We start from the raw sequence: 21,415 nt of genomic DNA on the forward strand, positions 1-21,415 counted from the left end.
ACTAATTATCTTAATAATGAGAGTTTTTTACTTGTCACTGCTTTTTATATGCATTTCCACTACACTATTTGCACAAAAGCAGAATATAGAAATTACAGGGATTGTTAGTGATACTAATAATGTTCCCCTGGCAGGCGCAAATGTTGTCGTAAAGGACAGAGTAGGATTGGGCGCTATTACAGATGAGAAAGGAAGATATAAAATCATAGTAGAACCTTATCATACACTGATATTTTCCTATATGGGCTATATCAGTCAGGAAATCCCGGTACGGGAAAATCATACTATTAATGTAACCCTGAGGGCTACAAATACCAATGCCCTGGAACAAGTGGTAATTACCGCGGTAGGTCCACAGAAAAAAGTAACGGTTACCGGTGCTATCACCACGGTAAACCCTAAAGACCTGCGAACGCCTACAGCCAACATAACCAATGCGCTTGCCGGTAATGTTGCTGGTGTAATTGCGATGCAGCGATCGGGAGAACCAGGCAGTAATCAGTCTGATTTCTGGATCAGAGGGATTTCTACTTTTGGTGCAAACAGTGCTGCTATGGTACTGGTAGATGGTTTTGAACGTCCTTTTAATGAGATCAATATCGAGGATATTGAATCATTTTCCGTTCTGAAAGATGCTTCTGCCACCGCTATATATGGTTCCAGAGGTGCAAACGGAGTAATTCTGGTTACTACCAAAAAAGGAAAAACCGGTAAAATCAATATCGACGGAAAGGTAGAACATACCTACAGCACCCGTACCCGCACGCCTAAATTCGTGGATGGAAATGTATATGCTGCACTGGCAAACGAAGCTAAGGTTACCCGAAACCAGGAGCCTTTTTATACACAGAATGAGTTGGAAATACTCAAAATGGGGCTCGACCCGGATTTTTATCCTAATGTCAATTGGCAGGATCAGATGCTGAAAGATGGTGCCAATACCGAAAGAGCAGCGCTCAATATCAATGGTGGTGCCACTATTGCCCGGTTCTATGTTTCAGGAAGTTATGTGCAGGAGGGTGGAATGTATAAGTCTGATGAATCTCTTAAGGAGTATAAAACAAATGCAAACCTTTCCAGATATAATTATAGGATCAACCTGGACCTGGATGTTACCAAAACAACCTTATTTCGTATAGGTGTTGCCGGTTTCCTTGAGAAAAAGAACTATCCGGGGCTCAAAGATGATATCTGGTACTCCCTGGTAGGACAATCGCCTGTTTCTATCCCTGTTTTATATTCAAACGGTCTGGTTCCTGCCTATGGCACCGGTAATAAAACCAATCCCTGGGTTTTGGCTACACAAACAGGCTTCCGTGAATACTGGAGAAATAAAGCTGAAACAAATTTTGTCCTGGATCAAAACCTGGATTTTATCACTCCGGGCTTGAAAGCAACCGGCAGACTTGCATTTGATGCAAATAATGAAAATAATATCAACAGGAAGAAATGGCCTGAACAATATTTTGAATCCAAAAGAAATAGAAATGGAATTCCTATCCTTACACGTATTTCACCGGAGTCGCAGATGTTTCAGGAAACCAGTGCAGGCGGAGAAAGAGTTTCTGTTTACGAATTGGAGTTACGATACGCACGTGCCTTTGCTCAAAGGCATCGTATAGAAGCAATGGGTAAATATTTCCAAAGGGAGCAACGCCAAACCGTAAATCTTGGAAGCGATATCATAAACGGTATTCCTCGCAGGAACCAATCCCTCTCCGGTCGCCTGATGTATGGCTATGATAATCGTTACCTGGCCGAATTCAATTTTGGTTACACCGGTTCCGAAAATTTTAAACCAGGTCACCAGTTTGGTTTCTTCCCTGCTGTTTCGGCTGCCTGGAATGTTTCCGAAGAGAAGTTTATTAAAGATAATTATAGCTTTATAGACTTACTCAAGCTGCGCTTTTCTTATGGAGAAGTTGGAAATGATAATTTCGGTGGCAACCGCTTTGCTTACCTCAGTACTATTTCTTCTGGTGGTACCTATAATTTTGGAGAGAATATTAGCCCTAACGTTTTCCCGGGCCTGTACTATAGCCAGGTTTCTTCAGAACAACTGACCTGGGAAATAGCCAGAAAACAAGACCTGGGTTTGGAAGTGAACCTGCTGAGAAATTTGTTTTCCATTACTATCGATTTATTTAAAGAAAGAAGGGAGAATATATATACCCGTAGAGGTTATCTGCCCGCAATGGTCGGAATTTCCAGTCAACCCTGGGCAAACGTTGGGATAATGGAAAACAAAGGTTTTGATGCCCAGTTCAACGTAAACAAGAAAATCAAAGCGGTTGAAATTACCATGCGTGGAAACATCACCTATTTTAGAAACCAGGTGATTGCTTACGATGAAGAGGCTAATAACCTGAAGTATAGAATGACACAAGGTTTCCGGCTTGATCAGGCAAAAGGCCTTATAGCCCTTGGACTATTTAAGGATTATGAAGAGATAAGAAACAGTCCAAAGCAAATGTTTGGTCCTGTTCAGCCAGGTGATATCAAATACAAAGACGTGAATGGAGACGGAATTATTGACGAGAATGATATTGTACCTATCGGATCATCGCGAGTACCATGTTTGCTTTATGGAGTTGGTATGTCGGTTCGCTGGCATGGCATAGATTTTAACGTCCATTTTCAGGGATCTGGTAAATCGTCTTACTTCGTTGATGGCCCCAGTGTTTACCCGTTTGCAGATGGCAGCTGGGGTAATATACTCACCGATGTTGCAGAACCTGGCAATAGATGGATTTCCAAAGATATCTCAGGAGACCCTGCAACGGAAAATCCAAACGCAAAGTATCCAAGACTTAGCTATGGCGGTAATCCCAACAATTACAGGGCATCTACTTTTTGGTTAAGAAATGGAGCATATCTGAGACTAAAGAATATTGAACTGGGTTATACCTTACCACAAAGGATCACCAGATGGGCACATATTAATAATGCGAGACTTTATTTAATGGGGCAAAACCTGGCTGTCTGGGATTACCTGAAACTCTGGGACCCCGAATTGGCCAGCGGAAACGGTATGAGTTATCCATTATCTAAAACCATCACAGGTGGACTTACCATCAACTTTTAACAAACAAAAGGTCTATCCATTTAATGTTATGAAAAAAACTTTAATGAATATATCAGGGCAGTTGGACAAACAATCTACTGCTTCCGGTTTCCGGATCAATAAGCTGGTAATGTTTGCAGGCGCATTTGCCGGCATATTGTTGCTAGGCTCCTGCAGGAAGTATCTTGATATGGATCACTTCTTCAAAGATCGCCAGAATACCGATACACTTTTCACCAGAAAAGACTACTCTGATCAATGGCTGGCAAGTACGTTTACCCATCTGAGAAATGAAAATGCGGATGTAGCAAGTAAAGGTTATACGCCATTCAACTTTATTTCTGATGATATGTTCTTCGGCGATAGGGATGATAAATACCGTAAGTATAAAAACGGAGAATATGATGAAGGGTGGGATCAGGCATCCTGGGCTTCCTGCTATGAAGGGATTCGCAAAGCTTCTGTCTTTATTTATAATATAGATAGAAACCGTGAAATGCTCCCCGAAGAAATAGCCGACAAGAAAGCACAGGCACGTTTTCTCAGGGCTTACTACTATTGGCTGCTCCTAAGAAAATACGGACCTATTCCAATTGTAAAAGATGAAGGTATTGATTATACCATTGAGTACGAAAATCTGGCCCAGGCAAGAAATTCATATGATGAGTGTGTAGACTTTATCACCGCCGAATTGGCCACTGCCGCAAAAGACCTACCGATGCAACGTACCAACAGGGAGGCTGCAAGGCCCACAAAAGGAGCTGCATTAGCCGCTCGGGCAAAGGTATATCTGTTTGGAGCAAGCCCGCTTTTCAATGGAAATACTGAGTTATCCGACCTGGTAGATAATACCGGCCGCAAGCTTATCTCACAAACCTATGACGATAGTAAATGGGCAAAAGCTGCTGCGGCTGCAAAAGATGTAATAGATCTCGGCATTTATAAACTCTTTACAGCACCATTTAATTCTGAAGACCAGAGCGCCACTCAACCTAAAACAATCATTCCTCCGTATAACGCCAAATATTCCGACATGGCTTTCCCGCTGGGATGGAGAGATATAGATCCATTTCAATCGTATAGCCAGTTGTTTAATGGGGCTTTAGCTTATACCGCCAATCCCGAAATCATTTTCTCCCGGGTTACGGAACAAAGTACGGAAGGAATAGATCAAATGGTGTTACACCAGATGCCATACTCATTGAAGGGATGGAATACCCATGGTATGACTCAGAAACAGGTAGATGTATACTATATGAGTAATGGTGGTAATGTACCTTTAAATCCAAGGGTTACCGGATTTACCAGCAATAAGGAGGATACTAAACCTTTGCAGCCCAATGTATCTTTACAGTATGCCAACAGGGAACCGCGTTTCTATGCCTCCGTTGCCTATAACGGCAGTATGTGGGAAAATACAAGTGCCAGAAAAATAGAGGACAGATATAAACAAGTGTTTTACTACCGTGGATATCCGGATGGAAAACAACCCTCTTCCCCGGCATTTCATATCAGAACAGGTGTAGGTATTAAGAAATACTATAATCCTTTCGACTCTTTTATGGAAGGTGGATTTGTTGTACCTAAAGTAGAACCGGCAATCAGGTATGCGGAAATATTACTTATTTATGCTGAAGCCCTGAACGAATTGAATGGAAGTTATACTGTTCCTAATTACCAGGGCACCGGAAGTATTACTGTTACAAGAAACGAAACTGAAATCAGTAAATACCTAAGTCAGATTCGTATCAGAGCAGGTATTCCTGATTTTGATAATGCTATTTATGCTTCAAAGGATGCATTAAGAAAAGCATTGAAAAGAGAGCGGCAGATCGAATTGTTTGCAGAAGGGCATCGTTACTATGATCTCAGACGTTGGAAAGATGCACCAGTTGAAGAAGCTACTCCGGTAATGGGTTGTAATATGAATATGACTGAAGACCAAAGAGACTTGTTCTATATCCCTGTAGCCATTCCATCTATGCCTACCATCTTTGTCAGGAAGATGTATCTGTGGCCAATTTCACACAGTGAGTTGAGAAGGAACAGAAAACTGACTCAAAATCCAGGATGGACAATGTTTGACTAAGATAAGCTTGTTTATCAAACCAAAAATTTAAAACAAAATGAAAAGAATATATTATCTCACAGGGTTGTTACTTGTTACTATAATAAGCGCTTGTAACAAAGAGTGGGAAAATGAGCTCTTCACAAAATATGTGGCTTTCACTAAAAATGGCGTAGTACAGATTGCCGTTAAGTATAAAGAAGAAGGAGGAAAAATCCCTGTAAAGATTCCGATAGTATTGAGTGGTTCCACAGCTAATAGTAACGATGTTCAGGTAACAATTGCCTTAGACAAGGATACCATTCAGAACCTGAATTTCGATAGGTTCAGACTCCGCGAAGATCTTTATTTTAAAGAGTTGCCTACAGATTTCTATAACTTTGAGTCGCTTACCGCAACAATTCCCAAAGGGGCAAATACGAGCTACCTGGTTCTGGATTTGAAACTGGAGGGGATAGACCTGGTTAATAAATACATCTTACCTATCCAGATTGTTAGTACATCTTTATATAGTCCATCTCCTCTGAAACACTATAAAAAGTCACTTATTAATATTGTGCCGTTCAATGATTATTCGGGAAGATACTCGGTATCAGGCGCAGTATGGGATAGAACCAGAGATGAACGGAGTCAGATTGCTCTTACTGTTCCTTACAGAAATACATGGGTGGTGAATGAAAAAAGCATCTTCTTTTATGCAGGAGTATCAGAAGAAGAAGCGGTAGACAGAGCAACTTATAAGCTTAAAGCTATCTTCAACAGCGATAGTACAGTTACTCTGTCGTCCGATAATCCAGATATTCACTTTTCTCAGCAAAAAGGAACTTTCACTGTAAGTAAAAGAATGGATGATGTACAGCCTTATCTGGAAAAGACATATACTACTGTATATCTCGAATACCAATATGACGATATAACGAATCCTTCCTATCCCTTAAAGTATAGATATGCAGGCTCCATGGTATTGGAGAGAGTCAAGAATATACAGATTCCGGAGGAAGACCAGCAAGTACAAATAATAGAATAAAATAGGTTGATAAAGGCAGAAAAAGCTCACTGATGAATTTCGGTGAGCTTTTTTTTTATCGATGTTTTTTTAGGTTGATTAATAAATTTATTCTACTTGAAATAGTAAAAAATCGACGTCATTTCATGATTGTTTTAATTGTGATCATTGACAATGATAAATTTCTTGGTTGGGTCGGCTAACTTTGAAAGGTAAAGTATTTCGTGAATTGTAAAAAGTTGTATTTTAGTTTTTAATTGTTTGAATTTAATTCGCAACACTAACTAAAACGACCGTGTTTTTATGGGATTCCTGAAGAAACTATTTGGTAAATCCGAATCTAATAATCCACCTGCTCCCGATATCGAAAAAGATAAGGTACCTGTTTTTCCAATGATCAAGGATGCCCGATGGAAAGGAATGCCTTATGCTGAGTATATCCCTTTTGTAAAATGGAATGATACCCTTGATCTTGCCCTTGTTTTTGTGCAGGATGCCGGCGATAAGTTTGAATACATTACGAAAACGGATTTGGAAAATGAAGCCATAAGGGAGAACTTCAACAAATGGCAGGATAATATTAATAACTACCCTTATGAATTTGAAGTATCCGAAGAATTGAATGGCAGGGTAATTATGGCACCGGGAGAAGACCATAGTTCTGAAAAAATATTATCACCCGCTTTTCTCGCAGAGGCATGCAAAAGACTGAAAACCGATAAGATTATTATATCAGCCCCACGTAGAAGATGCCTTATGATTACTAGCTACCATGAAGATTTTCTGATGCTGGAAACATTCTTCTATCTTCATTTTATAGCTTTCAGGGAGGAAGATTACGGAAATGAGTTGATTACTGAAATGGTATTTGTGGCAGATGAAAATAAGTTGCAATATGCTGTGCCGCTTGGCTTCAGAATCAACCTGTATGAGAAAGATGGGCAGAAACGTCTCTCATATTCTACATCAGATGATTTGTTTGATGAAAATGATCAGATCAATTTTCAAAAAATTATAGAAAGAAATAAAATTCGGGTATTGCTACCTTAATACCAGATTTTTAGAAAGTAGATATTCTTTACCAGGTATTTAAAATGAAAAAGGACAGATGCAAGAATGCATGCTGTCCTCGTCAAAAGGGGCAACGAGATACTTATCTTACTTCAGAATAGATTGTAGGACTTCTTTTCTCCCATCAACAGGCATTGTAATATCTAACCCCAGTAAAGTGGTGATTAGTGGGTATACATGAATATTTTCAAATGTTGGAATTTGTAAATTGGATTTAAAAGCCGGACCCCAGGCCATAAAAGTTGCCTGCATATCTTTTACGGTTGCAGGATCAAACCCATGGTAGCCTATTCCTGGTTTTTTTTCTGAAAAAACATAAGGCCATTCCGGAACCAGCAAAATATCTCCGATTCTGTTTAATCTGTCATCTGCTTCTCCATAATGAAAAGATGCCGGAGTATTGCTTTTTAAATATACTTTAAAGTGATTTTCCTGTTGTTTAAGTTGATTATAAACATACAAAATATCTGCTTTATTTTTAGCATGTAATACCATCATTGTTCCGGAAGAAGGAATAATAAATTTGGAGGTATCTATTGCAGAAGGCATTGGTATAGGATGGTCTCTGTCTACACTGGTCATACCATGGTCGGACACAAAAAGGAAATTGACAGGTAACCCGGTTTCCTTTACAGCTATGGTAAGCAGATTAATAATTGAATCCACAGATTTCACTGCAGCAGCAGTTTCCGGGGCATCCGGACCATAACGATGGCCTGCATGGTCGGGCTCTGACAAATAGAAGGTTATCAGGTGTGGTCGTTTTTCTTCAGGTAATGAAAGCCAGTTTTTTACAATATTGATTCTTTTGTCGATGCTTATTTTATCATTGAAATTATAGTAATAAGTAGGTCTTATTCCATTTACAGCAGCTTCACTGCCTACCCAAAACATGCTTGCACTCAATGTTTGCTGCTGCTCGGCCAGTACCCATAATGGCACTCCTCCATACCATGAACCATCTCTTACTTTAGCTTTATCTCCCATTGAATAGGTAGCATTCTTAAGAGAGTCGTAAAAGGTATTATTCACTAGTCCATGATGAGAGGGATATAAACCGGTAGCAATAGTATAGTGATTAGGAAATGTTACACTAGGAAAAGAAGGAAGCATTGCTGTTGCGCGAACACCTTGTTGCCCCAGCCGGATTAAATTGTCTGCATGGTATTTTTCAGCATAATCGGCCCTGAATCCATCTGCAGAAATAAGAATTACATAGGGCTTCTGTTGTGCAGCTACACTGTTTACCCGATCAGCAATTACATGCTCAATTGTATCCTGTTGGCCATAGGCTATTCCACCTGAAAGTAATATCAGTGTAAGGAATGACTTTAAATTTAAACGCTTCATTATGAATTGCAGTATTTGAGACTGAACGAAAAATAAAAAGACGATATACCGGATATTTCCGGCATATCGTCTTCTGCATTATTATTTCATAGTGATAAACTTCGTTTGGGAAACAACAGCCTTGTTTTTATCATCTTTTGTACGAACATAGATGAACAGGCTGTAAGTTTTTCCTGTTGCGAGTTTGCTAAGCTTCAAATTCAGATTACCTGAAAATGTATTGGTATTGGGATAAGTAGATGGAGTAAATACAGTAGATACACCATTGTTTCCTGTGGCTGCCGATGCATTCACATTCCAGCTGGCAAAATGAACACTATCTACCAAACTGGGTTTACCTGTTGCCGGTGCATCGTACCAGGCAAAATCCAACGTTCCGGGATCGGCTTTGGTTAATGCGCCGCCAAATGTTACCTGGATTACGTCTCCAACCGCAAAAGGACCAGTTTGTTTAATTAATCCTACACTGGTTATTTCAATGGTAGGTAATGCCTTTTCCAATTCTGCTTTTATCATATCGTTGTTCTTTGTACAGGAGAACAGCGTAAAGAGTAGAGCAGCGGATAAATATGATATCTTTTTCATGATAATAGTAATGTATTAATTAGAAAGAATAACGGGCACCTAACTGCATAGACCAGGTACTTGAACCGCTGTTAACATTCTGAGTAGGTGTAGTGTATAATACACCGTTGTTGTTTTGCATACGGTAAACAGGAACTCCCTCAGCATTAATATTCTTAAGTGCAAGCGGCTGAGTAGTAGTTGTAGCTTTTTGAATGCCCCAGTATTTATTTAAAAGGTTAGGCAGATTCAGGATATCTGCAGAGAATTGCAAGGTATGTCTTGTTTTCCCAGATTTAATATAGAACTCCTGTAAGAAACGTGCAGCAACATCGTTATACCATGGCATTATTCCACCGTTTCTCTCAGTATATTGTCCACGGCGCTTGCTCAGGTAAGGAGAGTTGTTAATGAATTTATCCAGAGCTGCAGCCTGTTGTTCTGGCGTAAAGGTATATGTAACACCATTCACAGTTGCACTATAAGGATCGAATAATAACTCGGTCGCTTTCTTAGGTACATACATCAGATCCTGGTTATTACCATCACCATTTAAGTCACCATTGATTCTGTAGGTAATGTTACCTGAAGGTGCTCCCTGGTAGATGAGGGAAACAGTTGTAGCTGCGTGTTTCAGATACTCAAATCTGTATGAAAGCATGCTCACGATTCTGTGGCGCGATACAGATGAAGAAGGATTCAGCTCAAGATCATTGCTGGTACCAACAGTAGCATTGGAGTTCCAGATAGAGTAGGCCTGAGAACCAGAGTTACCGGAGATATCCTTGGCTTTAGTATAGGTATAGGCTACCGAACCGTAGAAACCTTTCGCAAAAGCCTTATTCAGTTGTGTAGTCAGGGCATATGAATATCCTTTATTAGTATTCTCAAGAATAACGGCAGAACCAATGTTTGGATAGATGTATCTGTCGGTATTCAAAGTAGAAACGTAACGTGGTCTGTTATCCGGGCCGTTTAAGATACCGGTTGCTTCTTTCAGGTTGGCATTTCGCATTCTTACTGCATTGATATCTTTTGTAATTAAGCCTTCAATAGTAAAGCTGTAGCCATTACCCAGGTTTTTATCAATAGCCAGGTCTGTTCTGAAGATCTGAGGGAATTTGAAGTTAGGGTCTACCATTACGATATTGGTCGGAATGGAGGTTCCTGCAACAGGAGGGAATAATTTGGAATAGGCATCCACCTTAGGGTCAAATTTCATCTTATTCAACTGCTCAAGGTCATCCGGGTTAGTGTTTTTCAATGCTACGCTATTTTGGTACATACCAGAGTTGGTAGGCATATTAGTCAACCACACGAATGGACCCATACCATTGAAGATACCGGTGCTTCCACGGATAATGAGCGATTTATCTCCCAATACATCCCATCTTGCTCCAATGCGTGGAGATAAAGTAACTCTCGGGCTTGGCCATTGACCATTGTAATGAGTCATATTCCCATCCTTGTCAGGGAAAGTCAATGCAGTAATTGCCGGGTTTTCCAATGCATTTTCCAGGTAAACAGGTTTGTCTGCACGTAATCCCAGGGTCACTTTCAATCTGTTGTTTACTTTGATCTCGTCCTGTGCATAGAGGGAAGCCTGACCATATTTCAATTCAGCAGAGTAAACAGCCGACTTTCCAGGAACCATTGAATATGCATAGGAGTAATATAAAGGCGGATTATCAGCCATGAAATCACTCAGGGAGTTGTAGATATAATAGCTCTGTGCTCCGGGCATGAACATATTACCAACCATCTGATATTCATAGGAGAAACCTGCAGTGAGAGAGTGTTTACCAGTATAGTATGAGAAGTTGTCGGTAACACTCCATACTTTATTGATCACGTCATTATTGAAGCTATATGGCTCATATCCAAAGCTCATGTAGTTATGTGGAATGGTGGTACCATCAAAGATTTCAACAAATGGAAATGCAGCACTATTGGTAATTCTTGTATCCTGTACTTTACTGTTTGTCAGTAATAAGCTGTTTGAGATTTTACCATAAGTACTGTTTAGCTCAAGTGTACCGGTTTTTACAGTATGCTTAAAACCATAAACAGAGTTGGAGAAAACCATCGACTTATTACTCAATCTGCTGTTAGGAAGAGTAGAGAGTGAAGAAGTAGTTCCCGGAAGTGAGAATCCGCCGCCACCAATGATAGATGAAGCATTGATAGATGATGGATCTTCATTACTTACAAAGTCGCTGTATTTGGCAGTAAGTTTATTATGGTTGTTAATGTTCCAGTCAACCTTCGCGATATATTTGTAGTTCGATTTCGCGGCGGTAGGGTAATTGTCATACACGCCAGGATCATAACCATATTTTTCTTTCAGGTATGTAGCCAGTTTAGCAAGTGAATCAATCGGTGTAGAGGAAATATTTCCTGAATTAGTGCTTCCTGTTGCAACATAGTTGGTAATTCTGGAGCCACTATTGATTTCATATTCTCCATTTACAAAGAAGAATAGTTTGTTTTTGATGATTGGCCCACCGATGCTACCACCGTAAGATTTTTTGGAAGAAGAGGTGGCAGGGTCCAGTTTAAGATCTCCAACATTACGGCCATTGAATGACTGGTCGCGGTAGAATCCATAAACAGTACCATGAAATTCATTGGTACCGCTTTTAGTAACAGCATTGATACCGGCGCCAGTGAAGCCCGACTGACGTACGTCTACCGGTGCAATGTTTACAGAAATTTCATCGAAAGCATCGAGGGAAATAGGAGAGGCACCACCACCAGGTAATGGATCAGTGCTTAAACCAAAGCTGTTGTTTAAGTTTGCACCATCTACCTTCAGATTATTGTAGTATCCACTTCTTCCGGCAAATGAGTTACCACCATTGGATTGTGGTGTAAGCTTGGTGAAGTCTGTGATACTACGGTTGTAGCTAGGCAGGGAGGCAAGCATTCTTGAATCTATAACGGTAGCGGCACCACTTTTTTCGGTTGCCCCCTTACGTTTTACGGATGTTGAACTAATTGTTATACCAGCCAGCTCCTTAGTATCGGAACCTAAATTAATAACCACGTCATAAGGTTCTCCTAATAATACGGTGAAACCTTCTACAGTTTGTGGTTTAAATCCGATGTAGTTTACTTTTAACAGGTAAGGACCTCCAATTCTTACGCTGCTAAGGGTGAAAGAACCATTCCTTAATGTACGGTTCATATATCGGGTGCCTGAAGGCTGATGGACCAGTGTAATACTGGCGCCCTCAATTCCTTTGCCATCAGGACCTTTTACAGTACCGGTTACCGAACCGGTAGTTACCTGTGCCATCATTGCCAGTGGCAATAAAAATAGGCATAGCAAAAAAAGTAATGCTTTTTTCTTTAGCATAAGAGCAACTTTTAGTTAATTTAGAGATAGATAGTTAGACTGAGTTGTTGACCGTGATCAGTAGATTATTTCTCTTCCGTCTTGTTATTTATATTTCCGTTTACAACCTGGTTGTAACCACGATTGGATGATGATTTAATAATACCTGGTAATAGTATTCCATCAATCGAGTTAAAGGAGAGGCCAAGTAATTTGCTTATTACAGGTGCTATATCTTCCAGCCCCATTTTATTTATTACAGTGCCTTTACTGATGCCTGCACCATAAGCGATAAAGCCAGTTTCTATATGTTGAAAGTCAGGGAAGAAGCCATGTGTTCCACCGCGTCCGGCTTTTAGAAGGTCTCCGGTAGATGAACCTGAAATGGAAACACCTTCTATGCATGCAATTGCTAGAGCAGCATTAGGATCGGCACCAATTTTATCCATTTCGGCTCTGTTTACCACACGGAATAATTTCTTTACAGCAGGAGGGAGGCTGTCTAAAAGGGATTGTACTTTTAGCAGAGTTTTGTTATCATTCTTATTTTTAAGATGCAGAAATGCTGAGCCACCGGCACTATGGAACATTGCTTTCCAGTTATCTTTTTCACGACCGGCCGGTAGAAGTCCGCTTTGCGCCAGCAAAACATTTGGAGAGAAGCTGGTATGAATATCAGAAAACCCATGATCTCCGGTAACAATGATAGTTGTACTATCTGCTATTCCAGCAGCTTGTAATGCTTCCATAATATTGCTTACAGCATGGTCTGCAGAGGCCAGGGCTTTATAAACAGATTCACCGTTTCTGCCTTCAGAATGTTCGGCATGATCTACGCAAACAATATGTACGGCTGTGAAGTTAGGTTTGTATTTTTTTAGCAGGTAGGCTGCCATTCTGCTTAGGTTCTCGTCTATTGCCAGGTTATTCAGGTTCATCTGGCTATAGTTTAATTTACCGGTAGCATTTTGTTGAATTTCATCGAATAATCCGGCTGGTGTAACATGCGGATTGATAGATACAGTACCGTTCTTATCACTTTCCCATGCTTCAGGAATATTATAATCTATTGGAGCTCCAACAGAAACAGGCCATGAAACACAGGCGGTAGTTAATCCGGCATCATGTGCGGCATCCCATAGGGTAGGTGTCTGAATAAATTTCTCTTCGCGATACCATTTATTGGTGGAACCTGAATCAGAAAAGATGGTATTGTAATATATACCGTGGCGTGCAGGCATGGCACCGGTAATTATAGTGGTATGTGATGGATAAGTTAATGTTGGAAATACTCCTCTTACTCCATCGGCATAAGTACCGTTATTTTTCAGAAAACGAAGGTTAGGTGTAGGCCAGGCCTGATCGAGGTAAAACTCCGGGCGTAAACCGTCTATACTAATAAGTACAACATATTTCGACAACTTTGCTGATCCATTATCATTGCGTTGTTGTGCAAATGTTGGCAATTTAAATAGTAATAAAAGAAGGCATACGGATAAAGGTAATTTACTCATCCTCATAAGTCATGATTTAGATTGTGCGTTGATTAAAACGTCCTTGACATTAAGAAGATGCAAAGTAAATACACATAAAATCAGCAGGGGTCAACGAAAGATCACCAAATAGTTACTTAAACATTAAACGTGTTAGATTCTTACAGGAATATAGAAATTTTTGTTAAAATAGTTAAACCATGCGGCCGAAACAGCTATTAAGTGTATTTCAGACGGCATTGAGCGTATCTGCTGCTAATTGGCGTGTAGTACCTGTAAGGTCTGCAATATCCTGAAGTGTAAGAAGTTTGTTCAGGATGATTTCACGGTTACCAACCATGACTGTTTTTTTCATTAATTCGTCGTGCAGGAGTTGGATTCTCTCACGTGGTTCGTATGATCTGATATTGGAGAGCATGGACTCTGTTTTATTCCATCTGTAAACGATTTTTTCGAAGCACCATGCTGCGACCTCCGGATCATGGGTCATTAAATGTTTAAAGAATGCAGGTTTATAGATTCTCAGTTGTGTAGCGGCAATAGCTTTCCCAAATTCACGGAAAGTATCACCCAACATTGCCAGGTTTCCAAAAAATTCACCTGGTGTAACCAGTTCATAAATATATTCGCGGCCTTTACCAGATATTCCACCCAGCTTTACAGCACCGCTAATAATTTCATAGATATCAGTATACTTATGGGAGGTATCATAAAGCTGTTTACCTCTTTTAACCGTCATAAGTTTTACATTCTCCCTTAAGTCTGGAACCTGTTTCCAGGTAAGGTAGTTGTATAGGCCTACGTCAGAAATTTTCAGCATAACCTTAAAATTATCAGGGAAAAGATATTAATTTTTATATCCTTCGCGTATTTTTCGTTTTAACTTATTGTTATCTTTTATTTTGGTTGATATATTGCATGGAATTTCTCCGTATAAATGGATGCAGGCATAGATAAATCATAGATACAAAGATATCATCTAAGAGCTTAAAAACGGATTAAAAAATTATAAGCAGTCAAATAATATGATGAGTCTTCAAAATAATACCCTTTAAACAAATGATTGGTTGCAAGTTTTAAACTGGCCCTTAATTATACAAATATACCAGAATAGAGACTAATCATTAAAGTAATGCAAAATGATTTTGCTGATTGTATCAGCCCTGTTGAATACCATGAGGTGTCCTCCGCCTTTAATATGATAATCGGGATGTGTGCGTCTACTGGCAATAACCCTGTCTGCCGTTCCATGTATCAGGATTGTTCTTTCCGGAGCTTCTTTATTTTTCCACTTTGCAACACTTTTCAATGCCCATCGGAAAAAATGAATGTCTGTATCTTCCAAGAGTTCAGTTAATTCTTTTTTATCTGTTGGTGTCTTAGCACCAAAGTAACTATTGGTAATAAAATTAGAACGTTCCAGAAGGAAGTGTGGAATGAGCTTATAGAATCCAAGTTTTATAAAAAAGAATTGTACTCTGTTCAATTCATCCTTTGTTCTTACTGAAGAGATCAATACCATTTTCTTTACATCAATTTGCTTGGATACCTCCACTGCAACTATACCTCCGAATGAAAGCCCTATGAAATACGGATTCGCAACGGTGATCTGACTCCTGATTCTGGTGGCATATTCCGTTAATGTTTCATTTGGAAGTGCTGGAATCCAGGTGATGTAAACTTTATGATATCCCGGAAGTTTAAGATTCATAAATACGCTTGAATCGGCTCCCAGGCCACTAAAGAAATAAATGGTTCTTTCTTCTTTTCTATTTGCTTCCCCCGGAGTTTGCGAAAACCCTTGGAAGCTGTTTAGCATAAGTAGTACAATCAATATCACTCTCACAGTTTGCCTCATTTCCTTAGTTCTGATTTATAATAAACACTGATAATAACGTACCAGTTTCTGATATCATAGAAATAAAAGTTAAATTCTTACTGGAAGAGCCAGCTTTATACTCGATTCCTCATGATTTTTCCCTTTCCCTTCACCCTTTTTCAGCTGAATGATGCCTTATACATACCATCAACCAGTATTCAGACATGAAAAAGATACTACTTTGGGCTATGCTGCTACTTCCTGTAGCAGGAATTTGTCAGCAACAGGAAGATAAAGGGTCAACGGTTGGACTCTACGAACTACACCTGAACGAGGTGATGGCTTTCTTTTCAAAAGACCATGTAGACAGTGCTGAAGTAATTAGGGATTTAAATACTTTAAATACTATACTCAATAAAGATATTGGTGAAGAAGCCTTAATGAAAGAAATTGGCGCGCTGGATATGGTTAAGGACAGTGTTGCTTTTGTTAAATTGGTTACTACTAAACCTGCAGCACTTTACGGAAAGAAACGCTTCATGCAGGTGCAATTTGTGGAGGAGCATCCCGATTCCTATGTAAGTTTATATTCTTTGGAAACCAATGAAGGAATGTATAGTGCAGAAAGTTATGCGCTCGCCTATTCAAAACTAAGTGACCGCTTGAAAAATATGAGTGCGGCTCAGGGAATTCGTGATAGGATTACAGCATTGAAAAAATTATCTCTCTCTGGCATTAAGGCACCTGATTTTACCCGCAAAGACCAAAATGGCAAAACCATAAAGCTAAGTGATTATAGAGGAAAGCTAGTCATCCTCGATTTTTGGGGTAGCTGGTGTGGAGCTTGCAGGCAAAGCCACCCTCATTTAAAAGAACTCTACGATAAATATAAAGGTAAGGGGCTGGAAATTGTTGCCGTTGCAAATGAAAATGTACATGGTTCAAAAACTCCATTAGACACAGGGAAGGCCAAATGGTTGGCTGCCATTCAAAAAGATGAAGCAAACTGGGTGCATGTCTTAAACGATGAAGGTACTGGCGCCCCCGACATTGTAAAGGCTTATAAGGTTGGTAGCTACCCGACAAAATTCTTACTGGATAAAAACGGTAAAATCCTGCTACGGATTACAGACTGCCTGAATATTGAAATAGATCAGATGATTAAATCGATTTTAGATAAATAACACGGAAAAACTGACGAATTGAAAGAGCCCTAAAATCTTAATTTAAGATTTTAGGGCTCTTTCCTTTATATTACATATAGATTAGATAATTTAATCAGGTAGTTCTATCAATCAAAAAATAAAAAAAATTGCAATGGGTTTTTTGAATACAAAAACTGCATGGGCTAATAAGGAATTTATTCCATTTAAATTATGCATAGCCAGCATTTATGTAATAGTGGGTAGCTATTTTCATAGTTTTTTTGAAAATTATTATATCCCATTATTTATTTTATTTGGAATTACCGTGACCTGGACACTTTATTTATGGATCAAAAAAATGAAACAACGAAATTAGAAAAAAGGTGTTTCTATAGGGTTACCGATTAATTTTCTCCAACCAGGCTTATATATGATGAGTACCGCTAAGTATCATGCCTGATACATTAGAAAGGTACATAGTATTTATTTGTAAGTTTTTAAGTAGCAATGCAAATAAATACTATTGTATTATTATCAAGCTTTATGTGAGGTAGAAAATAAACGATTTCTGGAAGGGGTTCGAATCAAAGTAAAAAGACAATTGAATTATTTTCTTTTAGCTTATTTTTCTAACAACTAACGGTTCAAACTATGCAACTTAGGTTACTCTTTGTTTTACTGCTCAATTTCTATGCTGCAACAATACTGGCGCAACAAGCTCCCGGAATCCGCTTTCAGGAAGGTAATTGGGAAAACCTTGTTGCCCTTGCGCAAAAGGCGCAACTACCTATTTTTGTAGACGTATATACCGACTGGTGTGCCCCCTGCAAACAAATGGATGCTTCGGTATTTAAGGAAAAACTGGTGGGTGATAAGTATAACAAAACTTTTATCTCCTATAAACTGAATGCAGAAAAAGGAGAGGGGCCGGCGCTCGCTAAACAATTTAATATAAAAGCATATCCTACTTTTCTATTCTTGAACAGTAGCGGATTTTTGATACATAAAGTAGTTGGAGAAAAAGAATCCGGACCTTTTCTGGCTATTGCCGATGAGGCTTTGGCAAAACTTGCAGACAAAGATCAGCTTGGAAATCTGGAAGAAACTTTTAAGAAAGGAAACAGGCAACCACAGTTTCTCAGAAAGTTTATTACTGCTAAAGCAAAACTGGATATAGATAATAGTGAGCTATTTACAGAACTGATAAATGCTTATCCTGTCGATAGTCTTCAAACGGAAGAAACCTTAGTGTTTATAGGCTCCTGGTTAAATGGTCTGCAAACCCCGGCTCTTCAATTCTTAATGCAGAATTATAATACCCTAAGTTCTTCTGCTAAGGAAAAAATAAAACCTCGCCTTTTCAGGATAATAGTAAACCGGGGAATGACGAGCAGCATTAACGCTACACATCTGTTGGAATATGAGCAACTGATCTCGTATGCCCGGCAACTGGAACCTTTAAACGAGGAACAATACAAATACCTAAACCGTTTATCGTTGATCTATGCCGGACTTACAAAAAATTCAACTATGGTAAAGGAAGCGGGGTACAAGGCTATTGGAACCTTAATGGATGTTTCGGTTGCAGATGTAAAAAAAGAAGATTTGAGAGTGTATAATGAACTTATGGGGCCTTTCCTGAGAGGAGAACAGGATAGTACCAAGTATCCCGACTTCCAGGAAGAGAAAAAGATGATTGTTAATACTTATTCCCGGGAAATTGTTTCCAAACTGCTTACTGTGGCAACAGCTTTTAGCCAAACATTGCCGGCTAATGATCCTGCACGTAAAGATGCTTTAAGGTGGGCGGAGCGGGCTAATATGCTTTGGCCTGAATCCAAAGAGGTTTTATCACTGATTCAGAAACTTAAAAAGTAATACCTCGGTATCGGATGTAAGATTGGCTTTTAACAATAAGATAATATACCAGCAAAGAATAGATTTTCACTTTGTTTACTTTCGTATTTCTATTGGCCAACAGCACTTTACAGCTTATGAAATCATCATTATTACTTCTGTTTTCATTATCCTTTGTGGGATTAAAAACATTTGCACAAACACCAGGTAAACAACAGGATACTAAACAAATTCTCTTGCCGAATGGCTGGAAATTAAGTCCAGCCGGCCACTCCATCACCCTGGGTGATCTGCCACTGAATATTCAGCTAAGTAGTTCAGGAAAATACCTCGCAGTAACCAATAATGGCCAAAGTACTCAATCGATTCAACTTATTGATCCTACAACCGCCAGGATTCTTGATAGTTGTGTGGTTGGTAAGGCCTGGTACGGCCTCACATTCACCAAAGATGAAAAACACCTGTATGCGTCGGGTGCCAACGATAACTGGATACTGAATTTTCCTGTTAACGCTGGTAAACTCGGTAAAGCAGATACGATTAAACTTGGCAAACCCTGGCCAACTCAGAAAATTAGTCCTGCTGGTATTGCTGTCAACAACCGTAATACCAGATTATATACCGTTACGAAAGAGGATAGTGCTTTATATATCATAGATCCGGCTTCAAAACAAATCCTGCAGCGAATTCAACTCCCGGATATCGCCTATAGCTGCACTTTATCGCCGGATGAAACAAAGCTGTACATAAGTATTTGGGGAGGAGCATCTGTTGCTGTTGTGAATACAGCTGCAGCTACTATCAGTAGTTTCATATCTGTAGGTAATCATCCCAATGAATTACTTCTCAATAAAAAAGGATCTATACTTTATGTAGCTAACGCCAACGATAATACCGTTTCGGTTATAAATACAGCTACTGAAAAGGTAATCGAAACTATCACAACTACTCTCTATCCAACTCAGCTTAGCGGATCTACTACCAATGGTCTGGCTTTGAGCAAAAATGAAAAAACATTGTATATCGCCAATGCCGATAATAATTGCCTGAGCGTTTTTAATACTTCAGTTCCCGGAAGAAGTGAAAGTATGGGCTTTATTCCTGTTGGCTGGTATCCTACAAGTGTTAAAGTGTTGGGTTCAAAAATTATTGTGGCTAATGGTAAAGGTAATACATCATTACCCAACCCTCAGGGTCCTCAACCTGTAAGCAAGTTGGATAACAGCGGTATTCATACCGGCAGTACCGCAAACAGCCGTCTGCAATATATTGCCGGACTATTTAAAGGCACATTGTCGCTCATCGACGCGCCAAATGAAGGACAGTTGAAAGCGTATACCCGTCAGGTTTATTCCAATACACCATTTTCTGATAAGAAGGCAATGCTTGCTGATGGGGAGGCGGGCAATCCAATTCCAAGAAAGCAGGGAGAAGTTTCTCCAATCAAGTATGTATTCTATATTATTAAAGAAAACAGAACCTACGATCAGGTATTGGGAGATTTACCCCAAGGGAATGGCGATTCTTCATTAACCTTGTTTGGCAGAACCATAACTCCCAATCATCATGCTTTTGCAGAAGATTTTGTTTTGTTGGATAATTTTTATGTAGATGCAGAAGTAAGCGCAGATGGCCATAACTGGAGTATGGCTGCTTATGCTACTGATGTAGTAGAAAAGACCTGGCCCACTTCTTATGGCAATCGTGGTGGTACTACCAATTACGAAGGTGGTAGACCAGTTACCTATCCTAAGGATGGATTCATCTGGGATTATTGTAAACGTGCCGGCGTGACCTACCGCAGCTATGGTGAGTTTGGCTCGTATAGTAAAACCGGTCTTAAGTCTTTGCAGGGTCATATGTCGCCCTATTCTCCTGGATTTGATATGGATATAATGGATCAGGTACGTGTAGATGCCTGGCAGCACGATTTCGATTCATTGCTGGCAATCAATCAGGTACCACAATTCAGCACTATCCGTATTTCAAATGATCATACCAGCGGACAGAAAGTAGGTAAACCTACACCAAGAGCTGCGGTGGCCGACAACGACCTCGCCATCGGCCGATTGCTCGATCACCTTTCCCATAGCCCGCTCTGGAAAGAATCTGTAGTTTTTATATTGGAAGATGATGCCCAGAATGGCCCTGATCATGTAGATGCACATCGTTCACCGGCTTTTGTTTTAGGCCCTTATGTGAAAAGAAATACAGTTATTAATAGTATGTATTCTACCTCCGGATTTCTGCGGACTATGGAACTCATACTTGGACTCCCTCCAATGAGTCAGTACGATGCTGCTGCTTTACCATTATACGAATGTTTTACTTCAACTCCCGACTTTACACCATATACTGTAAAGCCGGTTTCAATAGATCTCGAAGAACGCAATGTAGCTATAAATGAAAGCAGCAAACGATCCGAGAAATTTGATCTTACAAAAGAAGATGCTGCACCAGATCTCGAATTGAATGAAGTAATCTGGAAAGCTGTTAAAGGTGAACATGCTGTAATGCCTGCTCCTAAACGTAGTGCTTTCGTGATTTTGGAGAAGAAGAAAAAAGATGACGATGATTGATCTATGATTGATATATGGAAAACTCCCGTAGATATTATATCTACGGGAGTTTTTTTATAAGA

At 39.6% G+C, this 21,415-nt stretch carries 13 protein-coding genes; 7 read left to right on the forward strand and 6 right to left on the reverse strand.

Going from position 1 to position 21,415, the window contains the following annotated elements; all coding sequences use genetic code 11:
* The first annotated feature begins 16 nt into the window (after window positions 1-16).
* The 4 genes from DVR12_RS02500 (at window position 17) to DVR12_RS02515 (ending at window position 7,188) form a co-directional block, all read left to right on the forward strand.
* Window positions 17-3,085: a SusC/RagA family TonB-linked outer membrane protein gene (locus DVR12_RS02500; RefSeq protein WP_116973870.1), complete on the forward strand. Its 3,069-nt coding sequence runs from the start codon at window positions 17-19 to the stop codon at window positions 3,083-3,085.
* Window positions 3,086-3,113: 28 nt separating this feature from the next.
* On the forward strand, window positions 3,114-5,153 hold the full coding sequence (locus DVR12_RS02505; RefSeq protein WP_233522115.1) for a RagB/SusD family nutrient uptake outer membrane protein: 2,040 nt from the start codon (window positions 3,114-3,116) through the stop codon (window positions 5,151-5,153).
* A 37-nt stretch (window positions 5,154-5,190) separates the two neighbouring features.
* The gene (locus DVR12_RS02510; RefSeq protein ID WP_116973871.1) at window positions 5,191-6,159 is read left to right on the forward strand and encodes a DUF4973 domain-containing protein; all 969 of its coding nucleotides are present in this window, start codon (window positions 5,191-5,193) and stop codon (window positions 6,157-6,159) included.
* A 282-nt stretch (window positions 6,160-6,441) separates the two neighbouring features.
* Window positions 6,442-7,188, forward strand: coding sequence for a hypothetical protein (locus DVR12_RS02515; protein ID WP_116973872.1), 747 nt, complete (start codon window positions 6,442-6,444; stop codon window positions 7,186-7,188).
* A 108-nt stretch (window positions 7,189-7,296) separates the two neighbouring features.
* Here DVR12_RS02515 and DVR12_RS02520 read toward each other — a convergent pair whose 3' ends face one another.
* From DVR12_RS02520 to DVR12_RS02545, 6 genes are all read right to left on the reverse strand, one after another.
* Window positions 7,297-8,559, reverse strand: a complete 1,263-nt coding sequence (locus DVR12_RS02520) for an alkaline phosphatase family protein (protein WP_116973873.1) — start codon at window positions 8,557-8,559, stop codon at window positions 7,297-7,299.
* An 81-nt stretch (window positions 8,560-8,640) separates the two neighbouring features.
* Window positions 8,641-9,144 carry a hypothetical protein gene (locus DVR12_RS02525; protein WP_116973874.1) on the reverse strand — a complete coding sequence of 168 codons (504 nt, stop codon included), beginning with the start codon at window positions 9,142-9,144 and terminating at the stop codon, window positions 8,641-8,643.
* Between the two features lie 19 nt (window positions 9,145-9,163).
* Window positions 9,164-12,481 (reverse strand): TonB-dependent receptor, encoded by a 3,318-nt coding sequence (locus DVR12_RS02530; RefSeq protein WP_116973875.1) that lies wholly within the window; start codon window positions 12,479-12,481, stop codon window positions 9,164-9,166.
* 65 nt (window positions 12,482-12,546) lie between these two features.
* Window positions 12,547-13,980, reverse strand: coding sequence for an alkaline phosphatase family protein (locus tag DVR12_RS02535; RefSeq protein ID WP_233522116.1), 1,434 nt, complete (start codon window positions 13,978-13,980; stop codon window positions 12,547-12,549).
* 202 nt (window positions 13,981-14,182) lie between these two features.
* Window positions 14,183-14,773, reverse strand: coding sequence for a Crp/Fnr family transcriptional regulator (locus DVR12_RS02540; protein WP_116973877.1), 591 nt, complete (start codon window positions 14,771-14,773; stop codon window positions 14,183-14,185).
* Between the two features lie 297 nt (window positions 14,774-15,070).
* Window positions 15,071-15,811: an alpha/beta hydrolase gene (locus DVR12_RS02545; protein ID WP_116973878.1), complete on the reverse strand. Its 741-nt coding sequence runs from the start codon at window positions 15,809-15,811 to the stop codon at window positions 15,071-15,073.
* A gap of 185 nt (window positions 15,812-15,996) precedes the next feature.
* Here DVR12_RS02545 and DVR12_RS02550 point away from each other — a divergent pair, with 185 nt between their 5' ends.
* The 3 genes from DVR12_RS02550 to DVR12_RS02565 all read left to right on the forward strand — a co-directional run bounded on the left by DVR12_RS02550 (window position 15,997) and on the right by DVR12_RS02565 (window position 21,353).
* Complete coding sequence (locus DVR12_RS02550; protein WP_116973879.1) at window positions 15,997-16,956, forward strand: peroxiredoxin family protein; 960 nt, start codon at window positions 15,997-15,999, stop codon at window positions 16,954-16,956.
* Window positions 16,957-17,568: 612 nt separating this feature from the next.
* Window positions 17,569-18,795, forward strand: coding sequence for a thioredoxin family protein (locus tag DVR12_RS02560; protein ID WP_116973881.1), 1,227 nt, complete (start codon window positions 17,569-17,571; stop codon window positions 18,793-18,795).
* Between the two features lie 116 nt (window positions 18,796-18,911).
* Window positions 18,912-21,353, forward strand: coding sequence for a bifunctional YncE family protein/alkaline phosphatase family protein (locus DVR12_RS02565; protein WP_116973882.1), 2,442 nt, complete (start codon window positions 18,912-18,914; stop codon window positions 21,351-21,353).
* Window positions 21,354-21,415: the final 62 nt, after the last annotated feature.

It is taken from the genome of Chitinophaga silvatica, assembly GCF_003419895.1.
GTDB lineage: Bacteria > Bacteroidota > Bacteroidia > Chitinophagales > Chitinophagaceae > Chitinophaga > Chitinophaga silvatica.

Excerpts from the sequence above, each read along its gene's own strand:
- DVR12_RS02530 (WP_116973875.1), bottom strand. The coding sequence starts at position 12,481 with ATGCTAAAGAAAAAAGCATTACTTTTTTTGCTATGCCTATTTTTATTG.
- DVR12_RS02565 (WP_116973882.1), top strand. The coding sequence starts at position 18,912 with ATGAAATCATCATTATTACTTCTGTTTTCATTATCCTTTGTGGGATTA.
- DVR12_RS02560 (WP_116973881.1), top strand. The coding sequence starts at position 17,569 with ATGCAACTTAGGTTACTCTTTGTTTTACTGCTCAATTTCTATGCTGCA.
- DVR12_RS02510 (WP_116973871.1), top strand. The coding sequence starts at position 5,191 with ATGAAAAGAATATATTATCTCACAGGGTTGTTACTTGTTACTATAATA.
- DVR12_RS02545 (WP_116973878.1), bottom strand. The coding sequence starts at position 15,811 with ATGAGGCAAACTGTGAGAGTGATATTGATTGTACTACTTATGCTAAAC.
- DVR12_RS02520 (WP_116973873.1), bottom strand. The coding sequence starts at position 8,559 with ATGAAGCGTTTAAATTTAAAGTCATTCCTTACACTGATATTACTTTCA.
- DVR12_RS02515 (WP_116973872.1), top strand. The coding sequence starts at position 6,442 with ATGGGATTCCTGAAGAAACTATTTGGTAAATCCGAATCTAATAATCCA.
- DVR12_RS02535 (WP_233522116.1), bottom strand. The coding sequence starts at position 13,980 with ATGAGGATGAGTAAATTACCTTTATCCGTATGCCTTCTTTTATTACTA.
- DVR12_RS02550 (WP_116973879.1), top strand. The coding sequence starts at position 15,997 with ATGAAAAAGATACTACTTTGGGCTATGCTGCTACTTCCTGTAGCAGGA.
- DVR12_RS02500 (WP_116973870.1), top strand. The coding sequence starts at position 17 with ATGAGAGTTTTTTACTTGTCACTGCTTTTTATATGCATTTCCACTACA.
- DVR12_RS02540 (WP_116973877.1), bottom strand. The coding sequence starts at position 14,773 with ATGCTGAAAATTTCTGACGTAGGCCTATACAACTACCTTACCTGGAAA.
- DVR12_RS02505 (WP_233522115.1), top strand. The coding sequence starts at position 3,114 with ATGAAAAAAACTTTAATGAATATATCAGGGCAGTTGGACAAACAATCT.
- DVR12_RS02525 (WP_116973874.1), bottom strand. The coding sequence starts at position 9,144 with ATGAAAAAGATATCATATTTATCCGCTGCTCTACTCTTTACGCTGTTC.